Below are 23797 nucleotides of genomic sequence, written 5' to 3' on the forward strand. Positions count from 1 at the left end.
CCAGGTCCACCGCGACGCGCCCCGGGTCGTGCCCGGTCCCGCGTGGCCGCAGCCGGTGCAGAGCTTCCGAGAAGGCACTGGTCAGCGAGGTGGCGCCAGCCAGATCCGCGAGCAGACGCGAGCCGGCGCGGCTGACCACCCCATGCCCGTCGGCGCTGACAACGAGCTTGGGACGTGAGCGGGTAGGGTGCACGCAGAAAGTGCCTTCCTGCTGGAACGACTGGGACCTTAGACAAGCCTCATCGTTGCAGCTCAGAAGGCACTTTCGCTTTTTCGATCATGATCCGGACGCGACTCCAGATGAAACACGCAGGCTAGCGTTGCGCCCAACGGTCTTGTTGCCAAAGTCATAGACATGAAGATAACCTGGCCTTCCACCCGTGTTCGACTGAGCCGGAGATCACACCTTCAGATGATGCGGCGACCGAGATTCTCTCAGTCATCTCGTCGCTGTCCATTTCAGCTCCTCAGTCGATACATCCGACTCCGTCGGGTCACGGCGATTACCAATGGTGCTTGAACGCGTGCTTACAACTGCCACCAGGCGCACCCGGTTCGCACCACATAGAAGATCGCATCCACAATCCGCCGCTGCGGATGCTTCTCCCGCCGCCTGCCCTTCAACCCCACCCTCGCTGCTCGCAGCAACGGCTCCACCAGGGCCCATTGCTCATCCGTTGAATCCGACGGGGTACCCACCCCCAAAACCACTCATGCAGGGCTCAACGACCTCTCCCGCCCCAAAGCACGGCAGATCTCAAACGCGGCCTGACGGGCACCGGGCCACTACATTCACCGCGCAGCCTTCTGATCAGGAAAACGCCGAAGTCCTGCTGGAATACTAACCGCCGCCTACGCAAGACGCTCGGCTGGGGAAACCCCAGCCGAGCGTCTGTCTAAGCTGATCGCGGCCTAAACAACCAGCCCCCATGCTGCAAACACTGACCATTGCTGGTCAATCATTTGGGGCTGTTGTCACCAAGAGCCGAGTGCTATCGCCCGAGCGGACGTAGAACAACGTCCCAGGCTCGGAATCTTAGTCGGAGTGTGGGTGCCAGAACTTCGAACACCGGCGGGAGATCGGCCCCGTACTCGTAGTACGTTATCGTATCGATCCCTTCTGGATCGTCGTTGGGGACACCGTGCCAACCGTCCGAGCTCACCACGGTCTGCTGCATGATCAGCTCGCCGATGTCCTGAAACTCCAGGGTGAAGCGTCCACGGCGCGGGTGCCCGAACTCCAGCCGCAGAGTCGACTTCGGGTGACCCACCAAGGAGACTCCCAATAGACCGAAGTCGTTATGGAGATCAAGGAAGCCGCCGTTCGGGAGGTCGACGTCAGAGTAGTCTCCCGGGGCGCCCCACGGCTTCATGCCGTCAAATCGGGCCTTCACTTGTTCCTCTTCTTCAAGATCTTCCGCACCTTATAGACGTCACGCCAGGACATCGACTTGGTATCGTTCCTCTGGAATTGGCCCCAGCCGTTCGGCGCCCTGGGGTTGGGGTGGCTCGGCACCTTGTGTGGCGTTGGAACCTTCTGCGTCTTCCCGCCACCGAGCTTGATGGTGTGAGTCGCCCCGCGGAGGTCGTACTGCCATCTCATGTTGGTACCCGTGTGGAACACCCGGCTCTTGCCACCATTGTACTTGTCGGCCAGCTTGCTGGTGTAACGGGCTTTGGCCTCGTAGTTCTGAATCTGCGCGTACCGGTAGACCGCCTTGGCTTTCTGGACTACCTTCGCTGCCTTCGTCGCGGCCCGGGTGCACTTGACGCCGACCACTACAGCCTTGACCACCGGGCCGGCGCCGACTGTCTGGGCGACCGCCGTGACGGCCATTTCGGCGGCTTTCTCCCAGTTTCCGGTGGCCGCATAGGACACCGCCGAAACCGTCGCCGCGATCGCGCCGATGGGACCGGGGATGTTGGAGGCGATCTCGGCTACGACCGCGACGACCTCGACCGTCTTCTTCAGCCACTTGGGCATGCCCCAGTTGCCGTCGAGGTCGGTGCAGTTGACCGGGTCGCCGGTGCAGTAGTCGTACGCGCTGGCGTTGCCACCCGGCATCGGGTCGATCTGGAGAAAGCGGCCCAGCGCCGGGCTGTAGAGGCGGGCGCCCATGAGGATGTCGCCGTCCTGGGCTTCGGCGGAGCGTTGCTTGCCGCCGAGCCAGCCGTAGCGGACACCGGCCTGGCCGTCCTGGGGGATGCCGAACTCGTCGAAGTCGAGAACGACGGGCTTGGTCAGCGCGGTGTCGGTGGTGATGACGACCGAGCCGAACAGGTTGGTGAGCTGGAGCTGGACGTCACCGGTCTTGCTGGTGGTGGCCACCAGGTCGCCGTCGGGGCCCGAGACGTTGCGGGTCAGGGTGCCCTGGGTGGTGTCCTCGACGGTCCAGCGGACCTCGTCGGAGTCGTCGCCGTAGTGGTTCAGCTTCGACGTGGCGTTGGCCCAGGAGCCGTCCGCCTGCTTCTTGCTGGTGGTGAACGAGGTCAGGCGGTGGGCGGCGTCGACGGCCCACTCCTGCTTGGTGTCCCCCTTCTCTTGGGCGGCGACGCGATCGTTGGCCCAGTAGGTATTGGTCGCACCGGTCGCGGTCTTCACCGTGCGCCCGAAGGCGTCGTAGGTGAAGCCCGCGTCGGTGAGCCGGTCGGCGCTGTCGTAGGTGTGGCTCTCGGCGACCGCTCCAGCCATGCCGCACTCGCCGGACGTCCCCATTGGGGAGGTCTGCTTGGAGAGGCGGTTGGAGTGGGCGTCGAAGGTGTACTGGCGGGTGACGCAGCCGGTGGCGACCGTGCTCTGCTCGGCCTTCACCAGCCGGCCGAGCCGGTCGTACTGGTAGGTGCGGGTGGCGGTGGAGCTGGTGTCCTTGGCCACCTGGCCCTGGGTGGAGATGTCGGCGCTCTGCGCCCAGATCACCTTGTTGTCGCTCGTGCGGGTGTAGGTGCGGCCGGTGGCCTCGCCGACGGCGTTGACGGTGTCCTTGCGGACGATGCCGCCGGGGTAGGTCTGCTCGACGAGCTGGCCGTCCGGACCGTACTTGGCGGTGAACTCCCCGGCAACGCTGTCCGTGACCGAGGTGACCAGGCCACGCGGCTCCTTCGCCCGGTCGTAGGCGTAGGTGGTGGATCCGGTCGGGTCGCTCACCTTGACCGGCTTGCCGAACCTGTCGAACTCGCTGGTGGTGGTGCCGCCGTCGGCGTCCGTGTAGGAGATCAGCCGGCCGAGCGAGTCCAGGACGCGGGTCAGCGACTTGCCGCCGGCGTTGGTCTTGACGATGTCGCCGGTGGCCGGGTCGTACTCGGTGGTGACCTTGGGCAGCGGCTTGCCCTCGTCCGAGGTGATCTCGGTGGAGAGGATCCGGTCCGCGTTGTCGTAGGTGGTGACGGTCTTGCGGCTCTTGCCTGCGTTGGTCTCGGTGGTCTCCTCCGGCTCGCCGAACGGCGAGTATCGGGTGACGCGCTTCACCGGCAGGGTGGTCGGCATCCGAGCGGCGTCGGCCCCGGTGATCGTGCCGCCCGGCATCGTGACGCAGGGCAGGCCCGCCCACTCCGGGCGGTTGGCGCACGCCGCGTCGTCCGGGTTGGCGCCGGCGGTGTAGAACACCGACTTCACCGTCCCGGCGTCGGTGCCGTTGGAGCCCGGCTTGCGGGACTCCAGGGCGCGGCCGGAGGCGTCGTACTTGACCGTGGAGGTCAGCTTGGCGCCGAGCGCGTCGGTGGTGACCGAGGTGGCGGTCTTCAGTGTCCAGCCTGCGGTGCCGCCGATGGGGGTGTCGTAGCCGGTCCTGGTGACCCGGAGTTCGACGTCGTCGGCGTAGTTCTCGATGCGGGCGCCGTCGGTGGCGGTGGTGACCAGGTGGTAGGCCTGGCCGTCGGGCTTGCCTTCGTCGTAGGTGCTGGTGTTGTGGTCCCGGGCCACCACCGAGGTCCCGGGCAGGAGGGTCTGGTTGAGGGCGGTCTTGGTGAGGGTGACGGTGTCCAGGCCGGCGTGGAAGCGCTCGCCCTGGCTGGCCGTGTTGGTGTCGGTGACCGTGAGCTTCAGCTCGTGGTCACCGCGCGCCAGGTGGATCGACTGACCGACCGTGTAGGGGGAGGTGGCCCCGTTGTCGTCGGCGTCGTAGGTGTCGATCGGCGTGCCGAGGTTGTGGCCGTCGATGGCGAACTGGATGAAGCCGTGGTCGTTGAACCGGGTCAGCTGGCCGGAGAGGAGGTAGTCGCCTTCCTCGGGCACGCTGACGCGCATCGTGTCGAACACGCCGGCCTGGGTGCCGGCCAGACTGAGCTGTGCTCCGCCGGACCAGACGAGGGCGTTGTTGTCGTTGATGACCCGCACCGGCGCGCTCGCGCCGAGCTGCGGGAGCTTCTCGGCCTCCCAGGTGACGGTGACCGGGTTGGTCTGGCCGTTGACCTGCTCGGTGAGCGAGGCGCGGTAGACCGGGCCGAGGGTCTCGGTGACGTCCAGGCCGTCCGGGGTGTACGTGGTCCGTGAGTCGAGCAGCCGGGCCCGGGAGGCGCTGTCCGTGGGCAGGTTCAGCTCGTCGATGAACTTGTCGGCGTCCGGGTGGGTGCCGAGCGCGATGGCGCGGTTGGTGGCCTCCAGGGTTCGCACGACGTGGCCGTAGCGGTCGTACTCGCTGGTGTCGATGTCACCGCCGGGGGTGACGGAAGGGCTGGCGGTGTTGACCTCGTTGCCGGAGGCGTTGAGGTAGTGGACGGTGGCCGGCTTGTAGCCGTCCGCACCGGGCTTCACCACGGTGGCGGTGTTGGTGCCGGGGTCGTCCTCGGGGCCGAAGACGGCGGTGGCGTCGGTGGGGGCGTCGGTCTGCGCCCACTTGGCGACGTCGGCGCCGGCCAGGTCGTACGGGCCTCCCGCGCCGCGGGTCAGCGGCACCTCGTAGACGACCTTGGTCGCGATCTCCCCGTTGACCTGGTCCTTGCTGCCCGGCACCAGGGTCGCGCGGCGGACCTGGAGCAGGCGGCCGGGGTCCTGGTCGGTGGCGGCCTTGCCGTAGTCGAAGTTCCACGGCAGCTCGCCGGCGGCGCTGACCTGGGTGACCCGGCCGTCGGTGTCGTAGGTGTACGTGGTCTTCAGCGGCTGGGCCAGGCGCAGGTCCCAGACCTGGGCGATGCGTCCCTTCGCGTCGTAGACGTAGTGCGTGACCTCGACGGCCTCCTGCTGGGAGGTCACGGGGTTCCACGACCACACCTTCACCGCCCGTACCCGGTCGAGGTAGTCGCCCGGGGTGGTGGCGGTGGCGGTGGTGACCTTGGCGTAGTCGTACTCCGAGACCTCGCAGCCGCGCGGCAGCGGGTTGACGGTGCAGTGATTGACGTCGTCGACGCCCGGCTCCACGGCCGGGATGACACGCTTGACCAGGGAGCGGCCGTCGGTGGTGTCGTACTGGTAGCGGGTGGTCGAGGCGGCCTCGGGACCGGTCTCGCTCACCACCTGGTAGATCGAGGAGCCGGCCTGACGGGCGAAGACCGTCTTCGAGCCGTCCAGGTCGGACAGCTCGTAGGTGGTGCCGGCGGTCTGCACGTCCCAGACTTGGTTCGGTCCGGCCCAGCACACCCACACCGACGCGCCCTTGTCGGTGTCCAGGCACTTGCCGGAGTGGCGGTTGATGACCGTACCGTCGGTGCGCACCTCCCACTGCTGGTTCTCACCGGCGTTGCAGTCCCACAGCACCAGCTGCGTGCCGTTGTCGACCTGGCCCCAGGCGTTGTCCAGGCAGTAGCCCAGCAGTCGCAGGGTCAGGTCGTCACCGCGGGTCCACTGCTGGTTGGCACCGCCGGTGCAGGGCGCCGGCTGAAGCTGGGCGCCGTTGCCGGCCGAGCCGTTGGGGACCTCCAGGCACTGGCCGGAGGTGGAGAGCACCAGCGCGCCGGCCGCGGCCGGGACGGGCTTGAGGGTGAGCGACTCGGCGCCCGGTTCGGGGAACAGGGTTCCGTCGGTGCCCTTGGCGAAGGTCAGCGCGGTGTCGTCGTTGCCCTTGATCTCGACCAGGTCGGACTGCGGGAAGGACAGGGCGCGGTAGTCCGAACCGGTGCCGGCGTCCGGGCCGCCGGCCCACTGCGGGCCGAACGGCGCGACGATCTCCTTCAGCGACAGGTCGTCGAAGAAGACCTCCTTGCCGGTGCCCGCGTCGAAGCCGTTGCCAAGCCGGAACCACGCCTCGGTGGCATCACCCGGCACCGCCATGTCCACGGTCAGCTGCTGCCAGCCGTCCGTGAACGAGGCCTTCGGCGACAGCACGTCGCCGTAGCCGGCGGGCGTGCGGTAGACGCCCGCCATGCGCAGGCCGATGTCGGCCCGGTCGGGGTTCAGACCGGTCGCGCCCGGGACGTAGATCCAGCCGGTGAGGCGGTACGTCTTACCGGGCTGCATACCCTGGGCGAAGGTGTACTCCGGGCCGACGGCCGCGTACGAGGCCCAGCTGTCGGCGGGCTTGATCAGCAGCGAGTCGGTCGAGCTGTCGTGGCCACGAACCGTCGAGCGGGAGACGTCGGCCGGTCCGGGAGTGAATCCCGTCAGGTCCGTGCCGATCTGACGCTGGTTGATCGTCAGGCGCTCGCCCTGCGGCTGCCAGCCCCGACCGAGATCGCGCGAGGAGGCGGTGCGGGTCACCGACATGCCGAACTCGTTGGCGTCCGTGACATCGGTGGACAGGTCACCCGTGAGCAGGTTGACCGAGCCCGGGCCGATGCCCGTACCAGCCGCGCCGTCGGCGTTGCGGTCGACGGTGATGGTGTTCCATACGGTGGCGTAGCCGTCGCCGGAGCCGTCCTCGGGGAACAGCTTGGCGCGGACCTGGACGACGCCGCCCACGTTGCCGAGGGTGTCGAGGACCGTCCAGTTCGCGTGCGGGCCGAGGTCGGCGAGCAGCGGCTTGTCCTCGGTGACGGCCGTGTTGTCGGCCTTGGTGAGGTTGGTCCGGGGGACGGTGTACTCGGTCGCGCCGGGGCCGCGGCGGTACTCGTAGAGCACCCGCTTGAACTGTGACTGCGCGTCGACGGACAGCTTGACGCGCTTTGCGGCCTGGGTGCCGTTGACCGGCGAGCTCATGCCCGCCTTGCCGACCTGGAAGGGGTAGGTCACCGGCGGGGACAGATTGCCCGCGCGGTCCTTGGACTGCACGCTCAGCACGCGCCGGCCCTCGGTGGTCGGCGTGATCGAGGTGGTGATGGAGGCGGTCGTGTTCACGGTGACCGGCGCGGCGCCGTCCAGCGTGTAGGTGTAGCCGACCAGGTCATCGGTCCCCGCGGGCGGGGTGAAGGTGAAGGAGCCGGGCTGGTCGGCCGCGCCGTGCCACAGCCCGTCCGACGGGTAGTCGGCGGAGGTGACGAACGGTGCTCCGGGTTTGGTGGTGTCGGCGATGACGTTGGTGCCGGCCCAGGCTGAGCGGGCCTTGCCGTCGTCGAGCATGGCCCAGATCGAGTACTGCACGCCCTCGTCGAGTCGGGCCAGGCCGTAGTCGGACGGGCGGACGGTGGCGATCGCTCCGTTGGGAACGTCACGGGCGATGCTGCCGACGAACGTGCCCTCGCGCCACAGGTCGAGGTAGACCTTCAGCGGGTCGCCGTCCACATCGGCGGCCTGCACCTGGAACCTGGGGTTCGCGTCCGGGGTGTAGACCGGGCTGCCGGGCTGGGACGGCTGCACCTGCACCGCCGCCGGAGTCTCCGGGACCGAGTTGTAGGTGATCGAGACGAACGGCGGAGCGCCGCCCTCGGCCGAGCTGAACCGCTTCCAGGACAGCGGGCTGGACTCGTCCGCCGCCTTCAGGCCGATGCCGTAGTCCGCGTAGTTGTGCGACGCGAAGTACCGGATCATGTCGGTGACATCGGCCTTCGCCCACACCGAGCCGTCACCGGCCGCGCAGTCGTGCGAGTCGTCCGGGTCCTCGTCGAAGGTGTCGTTCGACGTGGACCACTTCTGACCCCACACCGGCTGGTCGTTCCAGCGGGTCCACCAGGCCGCACCGCCGGCGTTCCACACCTCCCACTGCTTCGCGAGGCAGGAGGAGGAGTGGTAGTTGTACAGGTTCAGCGTGGCGCCGAGGATCTGCTTCCCGTTGAACTCGCCGCCCGGGATCGTCAGGAACGAGCGCGCCACGACCGAGCCGTTGTAACTGCCCAGCTTCAGATCGCCGGACGACGAGGCGTCGACGTTCTCATTGCTCTGCACGTAGGTGTCGTACGTGCTCAGGACGTCGACCACCGGGTCGATCGTCACCGGGTACTGCGTCCTGGCGTCCGCCAGGAAAGCCGCGTCCGGGGTGAACACCAGCTCGGTGTCCGCACCCTGACCGCGTACCTCCATCTTCACCGCTGCCCGGTGCAGGTGCTCCAGCGACGCCAGGTCCACCGCCGCGTCCCACATCACGGGCGCCGGTATCTTGACCGTGGGCTTGCCGGACACCTTGTCCAGGAGCTGGATCGAGCCGTCCTGCTGCGGCGCCACCGTCAGACCGGTGGTGTCCAGCGGAAGCGTCAGCGTGCCCGCCTGGGACACCGCCGCGCGGTCCTTGACCACCAGGAACTGCTCGAAACCGGTACGCGTGGCCTGCAAGACCAGGTCGACGCCCGGGCGGGCGTCGACATAGGTCGCCTTGCTGCCCTCCAGCCTCGGCTTCGGCAGCTTGCCCAGCCAGCCGAACCTCAGCTGCTGGTCACCCGAACCGACCTTCACCAGCTCGCGCTCGACCGGCTGCGCCGGGGCCGGGTCAGCCGCGGGAGCCGCGGCCCGCGCTGCCCCCCGCGAGGCCCGCTCTGCCGTCGCGCTCGCAGTCGGGGACGGGGCCACGGACGGGGCCAGGGAGGCTGACGGGCTGTTCGACGGCGAGGCGGTCGCGGCAGGCGTCGCCGCACCGGTCGGGGACGCCGAGCTGCTCGGGGCCGCCGAATCCGGGGAAGGGGACGTGGCTGAGGCCGACGGGCTCGGTGAGGGCGAGGCGGTTGGCTGTGGCGTCGCGGGCGTGCCGGGAAGGCTGTCGCCCACCGTGACCCCGGCGTCCCCGCCTTCAAAGACGAGCCCTTCGGGGTGTGCCTTCGGCGCGACCTTGCCGTCCGCCGTCTGCACCAGCGTGGTGTCCACCGGGACCCACGCCTCACCGACCTTCATCCGAGTCGGGCCGGTCGACCTGTCGGCGGTGAGCGTGCCATCGGCGTTCGCCCACAGCGTCGTCGTCTCGGTGCGGGCACCGGTCACCTCGACCCGATGGCCCTGCAACCGTGCCGACAAGAGAGCCGACGCCTCGTCCGGCGCCTCATTGCCCTTCGGAGCGGGAGCGGGAGCCGGAGCAGGGGCGGGAGCCGCCGCGGCAGACGCCGGGGCGAGCGCGTCCAGCGCCACCCCCGTCTGGACCAGCAGCCCCAGCGTCAGAAGGCCGGACATCCGGCGCAGCTTGCGCGTTGAGAAGGCCCCACCCGCGAACGCGGGCGAGGCCTGGAACCGTCGTGACATCAAGTTTCTTTCAATCGGTGCTCGATGAGCATAGGTAAGCCGCACATAAGTGCAGCGTGCACCAACCTCTCATCCACCACTGGCACTCAGATGCCAACCGGCATTGCGAACAAATAACGAAACGATGATTAACCGTCAGAAGTGATAGAATGTCTGATATCATCTTATTCCTTCCGGCGATTCCGGATTCTCCCGCACCTTCTACGACGCCTTCCCACCCGCCGCACCATCCCGGCACGCCGGCACGCGCCCACCGCGAGCCGGACCTCGCCACCATCGAGAGCGCCCTCGTCGCCCAGTTGCTTGTGGCGAACTTCCATGACGGCTCCAGGGCATTCCTCAACCACGCCCGCTGACCCGCCCGGCCGCCCGCTTGGCCAGCCCATCACTCAGTCCCGTTCGTCGTGGCGTCCGACCGGCCGGGTGGCCGCCTCACACCCGCGTGCGCCCACGTGCTCTCCCGCGGTTCCAGGCCCGCCTGCCCCGGGAGCTGACGGGTCGAGGCGCCGCACCAGATACGACTCCTCCCCCACCGCCACGACCAGCAGCCGGCGCCCGGGCCGGGCGGCCTCCGCCAGGAGGTCTCCGACGCGATAGCGGGGGCCGGCAGCGCTCACCCCATGCTCGCGCGCGGACGGCCGCGGTGCGCCGCCTGGCGGTGCGGGGTGCCCGCCCGGGCGCCGGACGGCTCATCCTGGGAGACATGGCGCCCAGAGGATCCGCACGGCTCAGGCTGCCGCACATCGAACCGATGCTCGCGACGGCCGGCCCGCTGCCGTCCGGGCCCGGAGCGCCGGAAGCTCCTCGCTGGCTCCCCGGCCGCCTACCTGCTGTCGGCAGAACGCAACCTGACTACCTCTAGGATGCTTGAACGCCTCACAAGGCCGCGGCCTGATTTCCGGTGATCAGAAGGGCTCTGGAAGCTCTTCCGAGCTAAGCCAGCAATGCGTACATCCTGTCGGCAGCCTCTCTCGCCTGGCTCTCCGGAGCCCGGTTCGACGTCGCTGCCTTCACGAGGCGTCGTCGATCCGAGTCCGCCTTCTCCGACAAGCAGCATCTCGCATAAACGACCCTTTCCGGGAGCAAGATGCCGGGCACGGCCAGGCCCTGGGAGCCGGCAGTGCCGCGGCCATGAAGTGTTGTCCTTCGAGCAGCGGGTCTCAGGAGAGCGGTCGGCGGTGGACGAGGGCGCGGCGCGAGTCCTTGTCCGTGGTGTACGGGATGGGCAGGTTGTTCTCCTTCAGGAGTTCCTTCGCGCCGCTCTGGTCCAGTCGCCTTCTACCAGGGAAGGTCTTGACCTCCACTTCGAAGCCGTCGGCCTCGTAGCCTCCCAGGCGGGTGCGTCCGAGTGCTGCCAGGTGGTACTGCTTCTCCTTCTTCCAGTTGCTTTCCTGTGCGGCGGCTTCGGTGTAGCCGAGGGCGTGGGCGACGACGTCGGCGTTGGTGCGCACCTCGGCGGCCTGGGCCGGCTCGGCGCCGGGCCAGCACCGGGACATGAACGGGCAGGAGTCGCAGATGATGTCCAGGCCAGGGCCTCGGTGGGCGTCGCGTGGCGCGAAGGCGGGTGCCTCGGCGTGCCGCAGCAGGTCGCGCACCCGAGCGTCGACGTAGGCCTCCTGCCGGGACCCGAACTCGCCGATCCACGTCCCGGAGGTGCCGCCGTGAATGCGCGACATCGGCACCACCGCCACCCCCTGGATCAGATATCCCATCAGGCGTAGCGCCATGGCGTAGCCGTAGAGCTGCAGGAGGCGGGCGCGCGAGGGTTCGTCGCCGTCGTCGCTCTGGTCGTAGCCGTGGGTCTTGAGGTCGACGAGCAGTCCGCCGCCGATGGCGGGGGTGAACAGGTCGAGCCTCCCCGGGATCTGCAGGCCCCGTACGCCGAGGACGACGTCGTGTTCGACGAGGGTGAGGTCGTGGCCGAGCTGGGCGGCAAGGCGAGGCAGGACCCAGTCGTGGACGGCCTGGCCCAGATGGGAGGCGCGCTGCTCCTGGTGGGAATGGTCGTCGGTCGGTTGGTAGCGGGCGAGTTGGTAGGCGGCGCGGCGGGTGCAGCCGCCGAGGCCGGAGATGGACAGGGTTCCGGGGTCGTGGTGGTTGGTGGCGGTGGCGGTGCGGAATACCGCTGCCAGCCCGTCTTCGAGCTGGCGGCGGCGTCCTTCGAGTTCGGCTCGGTTCACTGTCGGGAGTCCGGGCAGTCGTTGCGGTGGTGGCCAGCGGCAGCCTGCTCGCAGAGGCACAGGTCGGGCAACTGTGCTCGGGGGGCGAGCTGGAGCGGGACGGGGGGGCTCTGGTCGGGCTCGGATGCGGCGGGCACGTTCGGCTTGCGCAACTGCCGGTAGATCGCGTGGGCGGAGATCCCGAGGGTCCTCTGTGCCTCGAGGATGCGCTGCTCGGCTTCGTCTGTGAGCGTGCCGCTCGCCTTGTCCTTCTTGATCTTGGATTCGTTGCCGACGAGGGTTTGGTAGACGCCGTTCGGCTTGAGTGCCCGCGCCTCGCGGCGGAGGACTTCCCAGGCGGCCTGGCGGGGGTCAGGGGAGTCAGCGGTGGCCGCCGTCGCGGGGTCGTTCTGGTGAGGGGTGCGCTGGACCGGGTCTACGTCGGGCGGTGGGGCGGGGAGAAGCGCCGGGGCGGCGTGCTCCGGGATGGGCGTGTGGTCGTCGCGTTCGGTGGTGCCAGCCGGGTCGGTTGTGGGTCGATCGGTGGGTTCGGCGGCCGGCACCATCACCATCAGCGCAGTGGCGGGCGTGCGGGTATCGATCGCCTGCAGCGGGTTCGCCGGCGGAGTCGGCAGGACGGGCGCAGCCGCCGAAGTGGCGTCACCCTGCGGCATCGGAGCCTCATTGCCGAGTTCGGGCGCGGGGACCGGGTATTGAAGGGGGCGCTGCGGGGTCGGGGCGCTGTTCGGGATGGACTGTGGGGTGGCGTCGGGGGTCGCAACGGGGAGGGGGGCGGGGTCGGTGGTGAGGAGGTTGCCCCAGCCGCGGGGGGCTCCTCGCACGACGTGCGCGGCGTGGGCGTTGACAGCCAGGGTGGTGACGCGGGCGTAGAGCATCTGCTTGGGGTAGCGCCGCCAGAAGTCGGCCCGCGGGCCGCTGGTCAGCTCCGCCACCAGGGCGTCGCGCATCGTGTAGGTGGTGAGGAGCTCGCCCTGGCTGGGCCTGTTCGGGTCGGTGACGGCGACGACGCAGCGCTCGTCGGTCGCTTCGACGATGCGCCAGCCCCAGCCGGCGCGGCGCAGGAGGGCCCGCTGCGCGGAGGCGTGGAGGGCCAGCCCGCTCTCCTCGCTGTCGTCAGGGTAGAAGCTGTTGATGGTCTCCCAGGTGGTCAGGCCGAGGTCCTGTCCGGCCAGCAGGACGAGCACGAGGTCGACGGCGTTGCCCTTGAGCCAGCGCGGAAGTCCCCGGGCGTGCGAGAGCAGTTCGGCGCGACGGACGTGCCGTGCGAACTGCGGGTCGTCGTCGAAGAGGTCGGCTACGTCGGACAGGGCTGGGAACGGCGACGCAATGGGTGTGCTCATGACAATCCATCTCTCGTGGTTCTCGTCCGTGGGCGGACAGGTGCTTGGCAGGGTCAGCAGGGCCGTTGAGCTGGATCGGGGGGTCACGTCCCCCTTGCGTGGCGGGTCACGGCGGTTACTCCGCTCCCGCAAGGGGGCGCGCCACGTGCGGATGCCGCCGCAGAGGCTCGAACGTGCCGGGCCTCAGGAGCAGGCCCCGGCTCACAGGGTGAGTACCAGCGGGCCTTCGATTATCGGGCAGTGGGCGGCGATGAGCTCGAGGAACTCGTCGTACCCGTCGAGGTCGGCGAAGACGGCAGTGTCGCCGTAGGTGATCTGGACTCCGTGCTGGCTCCAGCAGTCCCCGTCGCTGGCAACGGGGAAGGCCAGCTCGGAGGCAAAGCGACCGTCATCGGTCCTGCCCTTCGGGTGGCTGTGGAAGTGGCCCCAGATCTCGGCCCGGAGCACCGCCAGTGCCGGGTCGGCCTCGGGTCCGCCATCGCAGCGAAGCCGGCGAGCCCCCCGGATCTCGGTGGCGTCCTGCTCCGCGGCGGCGGGCACAGCCCGACCGAGCAGGACGTGAGCAATGACCTCGACGACTCGGTGCGGATCGCACAGGGGTGTCAGCGGAAGGGGGGTGGGGATGTCACTGGTTCCGTCTGATCGGACGGCTGCGCCCTGCCAGCCGTGCGTGGCGGTCCAGGTCGCGACGGCGCCATGGGGAAACCGGTCCGGGTCAAGCCGGGAGTGGCCGGCCGGCCAGGCCAGGACCGCGCCGGGAAGCGCGGTCACGCTGCCGTCGGCACGTTCGTCGGTGTCGCCTACGGTGAGCTTCTCGGGGCGCAGGCCCGTGGAGGTCAGGGCGCCGTCGACGGCGTCCAGATAGTCCTCGGCCTGCTGGCTGGTGACGCTCATGGTTCCTCATCTCGTGGTGGCCTCATTGAGGCTCTGCGTGCGAAGATGCGGCGCGAAGCTGCCCGGTACGGGTGGTCCGGTCGCGGCGCGGGAGGAACCTAGCCGGATTCAGGCGCGGGTCAAGGGGGGTTCAACGGCGACGTGGGCCTGGTTCGCGATCCGAGTTCTCGCCTCGAAACGCGCAGGCCAGAGGGTATGAGTTCGAACGTGCCGAGTCGACGGGGCGATTCTGGTGGCATGGTCGGCGGCATCGGAGCGGTAGTCGGCAACGGATTGTCGTGCCTCACCCAAACTGGCGCCATGGTGGCCGGACGGTTCACGGCCGATGTCATGGAGAACTGTTGGTCCGTCCGGACCGGCTGCGGCCTGCTCGGCGCCCGCCTGGCCCGGCGGCACCATGGATTGATGCTCCTCGCGCCTACGCCGACAGTCCACCGAGGCACAGCACCGGCTGCACGCCTACGACACTGAACGAGGCCGTCACGATGCCTCCCCCAAGAAACTCGCTCAAATTCGCTCTCGGGTGAGGTCACGCCCGCCTACGCGTTGGAGGTTGGCGTATGCCTGACGGCGCTCCGCCCGACCGGCGCAGGCCCAGACTCGGCCGGATACCCGCTCCTCATCGGCCGGTACAGGGCATACGTCAGCACCGACCAGCACCGCTGGCGCTGGCTGGCTTGGTGCTGGGCCCCGAGGAGCAGGGGAGCACTGCCACCTGGGTGTTGAGGACAACGAGGTGGCCGCCGCTGGCAGAGTGATCGCGACGCCATTCTCGGGCGCCGGACAGAGCGCTGCCTCCCAAGGCGGTAGTTGGTCGGTCGATGGCGCGGGAACCCGGCCGGCTCGAGGCGGGATCTCCGGGCGGGTGGGGGGGAGGGGTGAGGTCAGCTTCAGGCTGCTCTGACGGGCGGCCAGGAAGGAGCAGCCACGAGCCACGGTGACGCCCGCCGGCGAGGTGTCCATCTCGGTGCCGGCGGGCGCTGCAGGAGAGGGTAGCGCGTGGGCTGACCGGCAGGCTCCGTCCCCTCGCCCGGCTTGGCCGTCTCGCCGGGGCGCCTACTGGGGTTCTCACCCGGCGCAGGAGGGAACCGCCCGGTCGGCAGCCGACCGTGGCGTGGTGCCGCCCCCCTTCACGAAGAACGCCAGGACAAGATCGTGGGCGCCTGGAACGATGCAGCCGGCCGGCGCGTCGGAGGTTGTGTTGGTCAGCAGGCGGCGTTGCAGCAGCTGCTCGGCACTGCGTAGGTGGACCCTCACGGTGGCGGGGTGGAGGCCCACTAGATGGGCGGTATCTTCGATGCGGGCCTTGGCCTGGATCCAGGCCGACAGAGTCTCTCGCAGCTGGCGCCGGTCGCTGTCCAGGCGGCCCAGGAACCGTTCGGCCCACTGTCGCACCGGCGCGGTGTCCAGTATGTCCGTGACCACGAGAGCGTCCGGATCTTGCTGAAGGTGTGCGGTCGCGGCCCAGACTTCCAGGGCCAGGCCGATCAGAGCGCGCTGCCATACGTCTTGGAGGTCGATTCCCAACAGGGCAGCGGCATCGGCCAAGCGGCGCGCGACGGTGTTGCGGTGGGTGCCCAGGGTTCGGGCGGTGGCGGCCGGAGTGAACAGCAGCCCCAGGCCGAGCGTGGTCAGGAGCTGGTCGCGGCGGTTGTCGGGCAGCTCGAGCAGCGGGCGTAGCTGATGCCGGGCCCAGGCGCCGGCGTGCAGCTGGTCGAGGACGTGGGCGAGTTGGACCTCGGAGATATAGAGGTGTACTCGGCTGGAGGTGCGTTCGGCCACTGCCAGGGCGCGGGCGGCGTCCCGGTAGGCGCTGGCGGTCTCGTCGAGGGTGTGGAGGGAGCTCCCGCCGAGGTAGCGCTCTGGCGCCGCCTGCGTGAAAGTGACGAGACTCCTGATCGTCTTGCTCTCGAGGTCGCCGGCGGTGCTCGGAATGAGCACGATGATGCGGTCACCGTGTGTGGGGCAGCCGCTGACGATCGCTCGGTTTCCGATGGCCTGGTGGCACTGCATGATGATCGCCAGCCGTTGCGCCCGGGGGACCTTGAGGATGAGGGTGCGGGCGACTCCGTCGTCCAGCGTTTCGGGGGCCAGGCTGGTCGCGGCGCTCCTGGCGGCACTGACCTGGCCGGTCATGAGGAGGTTGAGGATCGCGCCGCGCACCACATGCTCGCTGCACTGCAGACGGCTCCGCCCCCGGTCGGCCTCCTCGATGGCCAGCCGGGCAGCGAGGAGGTCCAGGACGCGTGCCATGGCAGCGCTGATCTCCGGGCAGAGGTCCTCGCAGGCAACGGCTAGGACCGGAGCGGGGCGGGTGGCACCGACGGTGAACAGGCGTATCTGGCGGCGGCCGTGGGGAAGGTCGATGGCGGCGGAGCGGCCCCGGCCGGCGGCGGCCAGTTCGGCGATTCGGGCGCCGGCCGGGACCATCGTGGTCGGGGCGCTCTCGGGAACGGCCGCCAGCACGGCACCCCGGGGCGTTGTCAGGGTGATCTCGGCGTCCATGGTGGAGGCGAGCCAGGAGATGATCCGCTGGGTGCCGTCAGATCGGCCGAGGTGGCGTACCTGATCGATGAGCTGGGAGTGCAGGCGAGCGGTACGCAGGATCCTGCGGTGGACTTCTTCGGTGACCGCGCGGTGCAGGCGCATCCAGGCGGCGGGCTGCGGGGATACGGTGAGCAGCGGCACCGCGTGGCGGTGGGCCGCGCTGCGCACGTCGGTGGTGATCTCGGTTGTGGCCGGGGCCGCGACGGCCAGCCCCGCTGCCTGCCGGAGGGCGAGATGCGTCATGAGATCGGTAAGTTGCTGACCGTCGGACAGCCGCGGGTCGTCGGCCTCGATGATGACGAGTTGATGGCGTGTCCGGTCGGGATGGAGGACTTGCTCGGGGCCCCACAGGTACACGCCTTCCAGTGGCCGGTCCGTGTGGGCGGCAGGGGGATCTCCTACAAAGCGGAGGTCCGCATCATGCAAACTGGTGGCGAATTTGAGCGTGGACACAGGTCTGGTCCCTCCCCGAGAGTGGAACCCGTGGCTTCGGGCCCATCCACTTGCGTGCTCTGGGTGTGCGGCGGCACTGTCGGGGCATCTGCCTTCGAAGTCTGCACAGATTCAGAGAACGCAAGTGGCGATCATAGGTAGAAATCCGGCCGGCTGTAACCAGAAGTGACAAGGCGGTAGCAGAACTGCTTCCTCCGATGGTCCTGCCGGGACACGACTTGGAGGCGGAGCTGCTGTGATTCACGCGGACGGCAAGCCCGGGCAAAGCCTGGCGGAGAGGTTCGAGACCCTGCGGCGTGCCGTGACCCCGGCCGGTGGGCGGCCGCCGTCCGACGCCGCCGTCGCCGCGGCGATCGCCGCCAGGACCGGTGCTTCGCTGGTGGACGAGAACACCCTCTACCGGCTGCGCACGGGTCGGTCCGCCAACCCGAGCATGAAGGTCCTGAAGGCATTGGCCGACCACTTCCAGGTCTCCCCCGGCTTCTTCTTCCCCGGCTCGGTCTGGGAGCCCGAGGAACACCTGGCGCTGGCCGACGCCTTGAGGAGCCCTCAGGTGCGCCGTCTGTGCGTGCGGTTGGGGCAGATGTCCACGGACGAACTCGCGCAGGTGGACCGGTTACTGCCCGACGCCCACGCCTGAGCTGCCTACGGGGGGCGCGCGCCGGAGCGAAGTGCGTGCGCCGGGTGTGCGCCCGCTGAGGTTTCGGCCGACGCGGTGGTGCGCTCGTGCAATATGTGGCCGCGCGGACTTTGATTATGTTCAAGGTTCTCCGCCCGACAGTATGACGCTGAACATCGCCGGAGCCCGGGTCGGGTCCTCGCGGCCCGGGCGTACGGTGGTGCGGGCGACCATCACGAGGAGGCCGCCGGCCATGTCCGTGAACATCTTGTCCGCCCCCGAGGACCTGCGCGGGATGCTGGCGTCCTGCCGGGACCGGGTCGAGGTCTCGCAAGAGAAGCTCGCCGAGATGGTCGGGGTGTCGGGCCGCCACTACGGAGACTTCGAACGGGGCAAAGTCCCTCATCCCAACCCGCAACTTCTGGAGCGGGTCGCCGCCGTGCTGCAGATGAGCACCACCGAGAAGCAGTCCATGTATGAGCTGGTCTCCGGACTCCAGGTCGCCTGACACGTCAACACCCGCGCCCGGTCAGGCCCGAACGCGACAGGCAATCACCACGGGTCTCCGTTCCCGGGCGGCGTGGCGGATCCCGGCCCGGGCGTCGACGGCGGCCGCCTCCTGCCGGCAGCAGGCCGCGTCCTGGGCGATCCGGGCGCGGTTCGCGTCGGCGTCCTGGGCCCGCCGCATCCACCCGGCGGCGCTGGCCAGTCGGCGGCGGTGCCGTGCCAGGGCCATGGATTTCGGTCCCCGGCCGAACAGGGCCTCCGCACGCAGCCCGCTGCCGCCGAAGGACGCGGCACAGGCGCGCTGGTCGGCCTGCCACATCGCCCACTCCGCATGCATCAGGGCCCGGGCGAGGTCGTCGTCGCCGCGGTGGCCGTGGGGACGCGGCACGGTGGCCGCGGTGTCCGGCCGGCTGTCGTTGTCGTTCCCGGTGGGGAGCGGTCCGGGAGTCCACCCAGTGGGAGGCCGGAGGTCGAAGGCGTCCTCCAGCGCCGCGCTGGCGGGCCTCGGCACGGCCTGGTCGGGGATCGAGGGCAGGTCGAGTTCGCGCTCCAAGTCGCGCAGCCACCGCTCGACGGCGGCCCGCTCCTGGACGGTGGAGGACTCCAGGCGCAGGCTGTCCGGCACATCCGGGTCGGGGTCCGGGGCGGCCGCGACGATGCCCTGCTCGCGGCCCCAAGTGTCGAGGTCACAGCCCTGGAGGTAGCGGCGCCGCTCGATGGCGTCCAGGCTATCGGTCGGCGCCGCCGTGGTGTAGCTCTCCTCAGGGAGGTACTCGAAGGCGAGCTGGCCGAGCGGTTCGTCGGGCGCCGACGGGGAGGTGAGGAGCAGCCAAGCGCCGTAGAGGTGTTCCGGGTGAACGCCTTCCAGCAGGAGGTGCAGGGCACCGGAGGAGCGCAGGGCGTACAGGGCGCGGGTGCCGGTCACGGCATGGTGGTCAACGAGGGTGTAGAGGGTGTGCCCCACCTGCCAGGACGGGCCGATGGTGGTGAACGCCGCTTCGACCTGGCGGCCGATGGGATCGTCCTCCTCGACGGTGCGTTCCTCCTGCGGGATGCGCAGCCACGGCGAGGCGGCCCACCAGTCCCGTTCCGTCCACCAGTCGGGGCGCACCGCGCGAGTCCTCCTTGTCCGGTTACGGGGTGACAAGCCGGGCAGCGCGGCTCGCTGGCCGCGCGCGGCGCGCTGAGGAAGCCGGTGGTGCCGGGCGGTGTGCCAGCGACGGTGATGCCTGGAGCTGGCGGAAGCCGGACGGGCTGAGGAACACCTCGGCCAGCGTGCTGGCCGGATAGACGAGAGCGTCGTAGGGGACGAGAGTCGGCGCCCGCCAGGTCGTCGAGGTTCTCCCTGGCGCCGGCGTGGTGGGATCAGTCCGCCCGCCGCTCGTAGCCGTCGTCGTCGTGGCCGAAGACGTCCTCGATCCTGCGGCCCATCGCCCGCTCCCACTCCTCGTCGCTCACCTCGTCACGCTCCAACGGGCTCCTCCTGGTCTGGCGTGCGGATGGGCCGGGACGGCGAGCGGTCATGGGGGGGAGCTCGCCGTCCCGGGTGGCCGGCCCGGGTGGGCCGGGTCCCCGCCACAGTGCCGCGCCGCAGGTCCTCGGCGCAGCCCGGCGGGCGGCGTATCCCGCCTGACGGGATACGCCGCCCGCGGTTTCCTCCAGGCGGGATCGGACGCCTTGTCAGCTGCCCGGTGTGCCCTGTGCGGGCCTTTCATGGCTGGGCAGGGCCCGCCCCCACGTGCCTGTTCGGCGGGCTGCGGTGGCGGGATACGACGACGGGAAGGGACGGGGGCCATGGCCTTGAGCGACGGGCAGCTGTCCTCCTTGGCGGACTTCGCCACGGCCCGGGCGGAGCGGCTGCGCTCCGGGCCGGTCAGCATCGAGGCGATGCGCCAGCACCTGGACGCCTGCGATGCCGTGCTGCTGGGTGACTTCCCCGGTGCGCCGGTGCGCTTCGTGGAACGGTGGTGGCGTGCGGGTGAGGGGTGGTGGGAGCCGCTGGAGGAGGCGGCCGTCGCGGCGCTGGACGAGCAGGCTCGGCGCTGGGCCCTGTCCCAGGAGGCCGTCTTCACGCAGGCTGCCCCGAGTCCGGTGGAGCTCCGGTGAGCGGCCCGGAGGCGTACTCCGAGGAAGCCTTGCTGGGGTCGGTCCTTCAGGATCCCCGCCGGGCGCTGGAGGTGCGCGACTGGCTGCGGGCCGAGGACTTCGCGGACCCGTGGCGCCGGGAGATCTACCGCGTGCTGGTGGACAACCATCTCTACGCCCATCCGACGGTTCTCGCCGCACCGCCCCGGCAGCGGACTCAGGTGCTGGGGCGGCTGGTGGTGGACGACCTGCACACGCGGGCCGTCGCCGAGGGCTGGGTGGACACCGCCGACTGGCAGCAGGTCGCCGCCTACGTCACGGGCCTGCCCGCCAGTGTGCCCGACGCCGCCAACGCCGCCCAGTACGGCCGGGTGGTGGCCCAGTCGAGCCTGGAGCGCACCGTCGGCGCGCAGGGCGAGTTCGCGGAGCAGGCCGTGCTGGCCGCCGTCCTGGCCCGGCCTGAGGAGGGCGCGCGTCTGGCCGGCTGGCTCAAGGCCGGCGACTTCCAGGACCCGTGGCTCGGGCAGATGTACAAGGCCCTGGTCGAGGAGAAGCTGTACGCCCACCCGGCCGTCACCATGCGCCACTCCCCCGCCGAGCGGCGGGAGGTGCTGGCCCGGATGCTCTACGAGCAGCTGCAGCACAAGGCCGCCGACGAGTACTGGACGGTCCCCGCCTCCGCCTGGCTGGCCGTCGCCCAGCAGGTCCACGCGCTCGCCACCACGCAGCAGGTCCCCCACCCCGAGCACGCCGCCCAGCTCGGCCAGCGGGTCCTGCAGACCAGCATCCAGCAGCAGGTCGCCGAGGGCTCCTGGCGTGTGGAGAACACGTTGAAGGTGCCGGGCACGCCCGCCGCCGAGATGGAGATCAACGCCATGCTCGGCACCCTCCAGCAGCTGGAGGGCCGCTGGGAGCAGGCCATGGGCCGGCCCGCAGCCGTCGGCGCGGCGATGGCTCCGCAGTCCTCCCCGCGTCCGGAGATGGCGTTCACCGAGGACGCCGTGCTGTCGTCGCTGCTGCGCGACCCGGGTCAGCTGGAGCAGGTGGGCCGCTGGCTGCGCGCCGAGGATTTCACCCAGCCGGGCCGGGCCCAGCTGTTCACCGCCCTTCAGGACGCGGTGGCCAACCGCGGCACCGTCGACCCGGCGTTGATGGTGTGGGACGCCCACCGGCGCGGCACCGCCGGGCCCGGATCGCTCGCTCCCGAGCAGGTCTGGGCGATGTACCAGAACGGCCGGCCCGGCATGGCCCACGGCGGGGGCCGTCAGTTGGTGGAGGCCAGCATCGTGCATCACGTGCGCTCCGCGACCTCGGCGATCAACGCCGCCGTCGGTGATCCCACCGCCACCCCCGGAATGGTGATCGGCACCGCCCGCGGACACCTGCAGCACGCTTCCGCCCAGGCCGCCCGCCTCACACAGGCCACCTGGGCCACCGCGCGCACCGGGCAGGGAGTGCGGTGACGGTCCGCGCCCAGGCGGCGGTGCGTCCTCCGGCCGCCTTGCTCGCCCCGTGGTGGCGCCTGCCGCAGCTTGCCGGTGTTCTCGCGCACGCCTTCGCCCCCGCCGCCGCCCGCCCCCGATGGCTGCGCGCGGTGTTCGCCCCGTTCTGGCTGATTGAGACGGCCGTCCACCGCTGTGCGCGCCGGGTGATGTGCTGCGGGCCGGCAACGCTGGTACTGCGCCAGCCCCAGTCCTGGGCGCGAAGCCTCCTGCAGACGCTGCTGCTCCTGCCCTGCGTCGTGGCGGTGTTCTCCGCCATGCTCGTCCCCGTCTGTCTGGCGGCCGCCGGCGTCGGGGGCGCCGTCGCAGGGCTCGACGGCAGCCGGTACACGATGACGGGGGTACTGCTCCTGGTCGCGGTGCTCCTGCTGTGGCAGGTCGCCTCTGTCATGCGGGCCGCCCCTGTGGGTCTCCGGCTGCGCCGTGACGTCAAGGTCCTACGGGGGCAGGGGCGGTGGGCGGAGGTGGGGTCGCTGGCGGGCGGCCGTGACGGTCAGGCGACCCGTGATCTGGTGCGCTCGGTGCTCGTGTTCGCCGACGACCACGGCATCGCGCTGGTGGCGGTGGCCGCCGACGAGCGCCTCGGCGGCCTGTACGGGCGGGTCGGATTCGTGCCGCTGTCCCCCACGTCGCCGGTCCTTGTTCGCCGGCCCCGGCCGTCCGGATCCTCCTGGCGCCCGGCGCCGCGGGCCGCCGACGCCGGTTCGTCCGAGGTGGAGATATGAGCGGGGGTGCCCGTGCGGGTGCGGGCCGCCCGGAGTATACCCCGGGCGGCCCGCCGGCGAGGGGTCATGCTGACGGGGAGGTCCAGGTCACCAGGAGCGCGCCCATCGCCACCCCCGGGCCGAGGCCGAAGACCAGGCCGCGCCCGCCATCGGCGGGAGGGGTGCGGTACGTGCGCTCCAGGACTGAGAAGATGGTCGGCCCGCCCAGGTTGCCCTCCTCGGCGAGGACCTCACGCGAGTGCCTGGTGAACTCCTCTCCGACGTTCAGCGCGGTGGCGAGCTTGGCCAGGATCGCCGGGCCTCCCGGGTGCAGGACGCCGAAGTCCAGCGGGCCCTGTGCGTTCTTTTCCAGCCACTCCAGCAGGACCGGGGACAGGTCGGTGACCGAACGCAGCGATGCCCGGGTCGAGGAGAAGTGGTCGCCGTGTTCGTCGGTCTCCTTGCGGTAGCGGTCGGTGGTGTGGGGGATCACGTACTCGAGGCTGTGGTCGATGCGCAGGCTCGCGTCCGCGCCCAGCGGCTTGGCGCAGACAACGGTGGCGGCCACCAGGTCCCCCCACAGCGCCTTGTAGATGAGGTCCTCAATAGACAGGAGCGACTGCTGGTACAGCGAGGACAGGAACTCTCCCGCGACGACGAGCACGTTGTCGTCCGGGTAGCGGGCCAGGTGCTCCTCCGCCATGATCAGCGCCTGGGCTCCGCCCGCACACGCGAGCTGTGTCATGGGGCGGCGCCGGATGTCGGGGCGCAGGGGGAGGGTGTTCTGCAGGTGGACGTCGAGTCCGGGCATGCGGTCGCCGGTGGAACTGGTGGTGATGATGCAGTCGATGTCGGCGGGGGTGACGCCGGCGTGGTCCATGGCGGCACGGGCGGCTTGTTGGGCGGCTTCGAGGATGACGCCGAAGACGTCGTCCTTGCGCTGGGTGGGACTGCGCTCGGCGACTATCTCCTCGTAGGGGCGCAGGTAGCGGCGGGTGCCCGGGAGGTTGGCCAGTGCCTTGCGGGCGACTTCGTACTTGGGGTGGTCGGGGTTCCAGGCGAGGATGTCGTCGCGGACCCGGGCTGCGTCGACGACGTGCTCGCCGAGGACGAGGGCTGGGCGACTGATGTAGGCCGTGGTGGTGGTCAAGTCGGTGTCCTTCGGGTGTGGCCCGCGGCGGCGGGGCGTGGGTGCAGACGAGCCCCCACCTGGCCCGGGCGTCCGACCTGCTGGGCAGGTGCGGGCGGCGAGGCACGGGCGGGGGCCCTGGGGTGCGCACGCAGGGCGGCGCGAGGGCTTGGGGTGATTGATCCGGCTCAGGCGAACGGCCGGGGCGCGTTCGGACAGTCAGCACCTGGGAGAGGCCGTGGGGGCGGGCCGCCGCACAGGCTCTTCACGCCGGCGGTGGCGCGGCTCCCTGCGGACGTCCGGCAACACGGCCACCGGCTCGCGGCGCCCGGCCGGGAGGGTGCGCACGGCACGTGCGGGCCACTACGGGA

At 70.2% G+C, this 23797-nt stretch carries 14 protein-coding genes and 2 pseudogenes; 6 read left to right on the plus strand and 10 right to left on the minus strand.

What is annotated here, in order from left to right; genetic code table 11:
- The 4 genes and pseudogenes from ABT263_RS29260 to ABT263_RS29275 all read right to left on the minus strand — a co-directional run.
- A pseudogene (locus ABT263_RS29260) lies at positions 1–256 on the minus strand (hypothetical protein); the annotation flags it as partial.
- Positions 257–540: 284 nt separating this feature from the next.
- A pseudogene (locus tag ABT263_RS29265) lies at positions 541–705 on the minus strand (transposase); the annotation flags it as partial.
- 287 nt (positions 706–992) lie between these two features.
- Complete coding sequence (locus tag ABT263_RS29270; protein ID WP_352294870.1) at positions 993–1394, minus strand: hypothetical protein; 402 nt, start codon at positions 1392–1394, stop codon at positions 993–995.
- Positions 1391–8692 carry a ricin-type beta-trefoil lectin domain protein gene (locus ABT263_RS29275; protein WP_352294872.1) on the minus strand — a complete coding sequence of 2434 codons (7302 nt, stop codon included), beginning with the start codon at positions 8690–8692 and terminating at the stop codon, positions 1391–1393. The genes ABT263_RS29270 and ABT263_RS29275 overlap by 4 nt, the downstream gene beginning before the upstream one ends.
- A gap of 923 nt (positions 8693–9615) precedes the next feature.
- Here ABT263_RS29275 and ABT263_RS29280 point away from each other — a divergent pair.
- Entirely contained in the window at positions 9616–9822 is a 207-nt protein-coding gene (locus ABT263_RS29280) for a hypothetical protein (protein ID WP_352294874.1), read from the plus strand.
- Between the two features lie 804 nt (positions 9823–10626).
- Here the strand turns inward: ABT263_RS29280 and ABT263_RS29285 are convergent.
- From ABT263_RS29285 to ABT263_RS29300, 4 genes are all read right to left on the minus strand, one after another.
- Positions 10627–11646, minus strand: coding sequence for a PD-(D/E)XK nuclease family protein (locus ABT263_RS29285; protein ID WP_352294876.1), 1020 nt, complete (start codon positions 11644–11646; stop codon positions 10627–10629).
- On the minus strand, positions 11643–12986 hold the full coding sequence (locus tag ABT263_RS29290; RefSeq protein WP_352294878.1) for a hypothetical protein: 1344 nt from the start codon (positions 12984–12986) through the stop codon (positions 11643–11645). Before ABT263_RS29290 ends, ABT263_RS29285 begins: the two co-directional genes overlap by 4 nt.
- Positions 12987–13187: 201 nt before the next feature.
- Positions 13188–13880: a hypothetical protein gene (locus ABT263_RS29295; RefSeq protein ID WP_352294880.1), complete on the minus strand. Its 693-nt coding sequence runs from the start codon at positions 13878–13880 to the stop codon at positions 13188–13190.
- A gap of 1068 nt (positions 13881–14948) precedes the next feature.
- Positions 14949–16880, minus strand: coding sequence for a helix-turn-helix domain-containing protein (locus ABT263_RS29300; protein WP_352294882.1), 1932 nt, complete (start codon positions 16878–16880; stop codon positions 14949–14951).
- A 235-nt stretch (positions 16881–17115) separates the two neighbouring features.
- Between ABT263_RS29300 and ABT263_RS29305 the strand changes: the two genes are divergently transcribed.
- A complete protein-coding gene (locus ABT263_RS29305; RefSeq protein ID WP_352294884.1) occupies positions 17116–17520 on the plus strand; it encodes a helix-turn-helix domain-containing protein in 405 nt (134 codons plus the stop codon).
- Between the two features lie 232 nt (positions 17521–17752).
- Complete coding sequence (locus ABT263_RS29310; protein ID WP_352294886.1) at positions 17753–18007, plus strand: helix-turn-helix domain-containing protein; 255 nt, start codon at positions 17753–17755, stop codon at positions 18005–18007.
- Between the two features lie 21 nt (positions 18008–18028).
- Here ABT263_RS29310 and ABT263_RS29315 read toward each other — a convergent pair whose 3' ends face one another.
- Positions 18029–19117: a hypothetical protein gene (locus tag ABT263_RS29315; RefSeq protein ID WP_352294888.1), complete on the minus strand. Its 1089-nt coding sequence runs from the start codon at positions 19115–19117 to the stop codon at positions 18029–18031.
- Between the two features lie 683 nt (positions 19118–19800).
- Here ABT263_RS29315 and ABT263_RS29320 point away from each other — a divergent pair.
- From ABT263_RS29320 to ABT263_RS29330, 3 genes are read left to right on the plus strand one after another with little or no spacing between them, the layout of a single operon-like run.
- Positions 19801–20112 carry a hypothetical protein gene (locus ABT263_RS29320; RefSeq protein ID WP_352294890.1) on the plus strand — a complete coding sequence of 104 codons (312 nt, stop codon included), beginning with the start codon at positions 19801–19803 and terminating at the stop codon, positions 20110–20112.
- The gene (locus tag ABT263_RS29325; protein ID WP_352294892.1) at positions 20109–21554 is read left to right on the plus strand and encodes a DnaB-like helicase N-terminal domain-containing protein; all 1446 of its coding nucleotides are present in this window, start codon (positions 20109–20111) and stop codon (positions 21552–21554) included. Before ABT263_RS29320 ends, ABT263_RS29325 begins: the two co-directional genes overlap by 4 nt.
- Positions 21551–22318, plus strand: a complete 768-nt coding sequence (locus ABT263_RS29330; RefSeq protein WP_352294894.1) for a hypothetical protein — start codon at positions 21551–21553, stop codon at positions 22316–22318. Before ABT263_RS29325 ends, ABT263_RS29330 begins: the two co-directional genes overlap by 4 nt.
- Positions 22319–22382: 64 nt before the next feature.
- Here the strand turns inward: ABT263_RS29330 and ABT263_RS29335 are convergent, their stop codons facing one another.
- Positions 22383–23447 carry a PhlD gene (locus ABT263_RS29335; RefSeq protein ID WP_352294896.1) on the minus strand — a complete coding sequence of 355 codons (1065 nt, stop codon included), beginning with the start codon at positions 23445–23447 and terminating at the stop codon, positions 22383–22385.
- Positions 23448–23797 lie beyond the last annotated feature (350 nt).

The organism is Kitasatospora sp. NPDC001603 (assembly GCF_040298365.1).
Lineage (GTDB): Bacteria > Actinomycetota > Actinomycetes > Streptomycetales > Streptomycetaceae > Kitasatospora.

Coding starts and splice junctions, on each gene's coding strand:
- ABT263_RS29280 (WP_352294874.1), top strand. CDS start 9,616: ATGTCTGATATCATCTTATTCCTTCCGGCGATTCCGGATTCTCCCGCA.
- ABT263_RS29290 (WP_352294878.1), bottom strand. CDS start 12,986: ATGAGCACACCCATTGCGTCGCCGTTCCCAGCCCTGTCCGACGTAGCC.
- ABT263_RS29295 (WP_352294880.1), bottom strand. CDS start 13,880: ATGAGCGTCACCAGCCAGCAGGCCGAGGACTATCTGGACGCCGTCGAC.
- ABT263_RS29310 (WP_352294886.1), top strand. CDS start 17,753: ATGTCCGTGAACATCTTGTCCGCCCCCGAGGACCTGCGCGGGATGCTG.
- ABT263_RS29320 (WP_352294890.1), top strand. CDS start 19,801: ATGGCCTTGAGCGACGGGCAGCTGTCCTCCTTGGCGGACTTCGCCACG.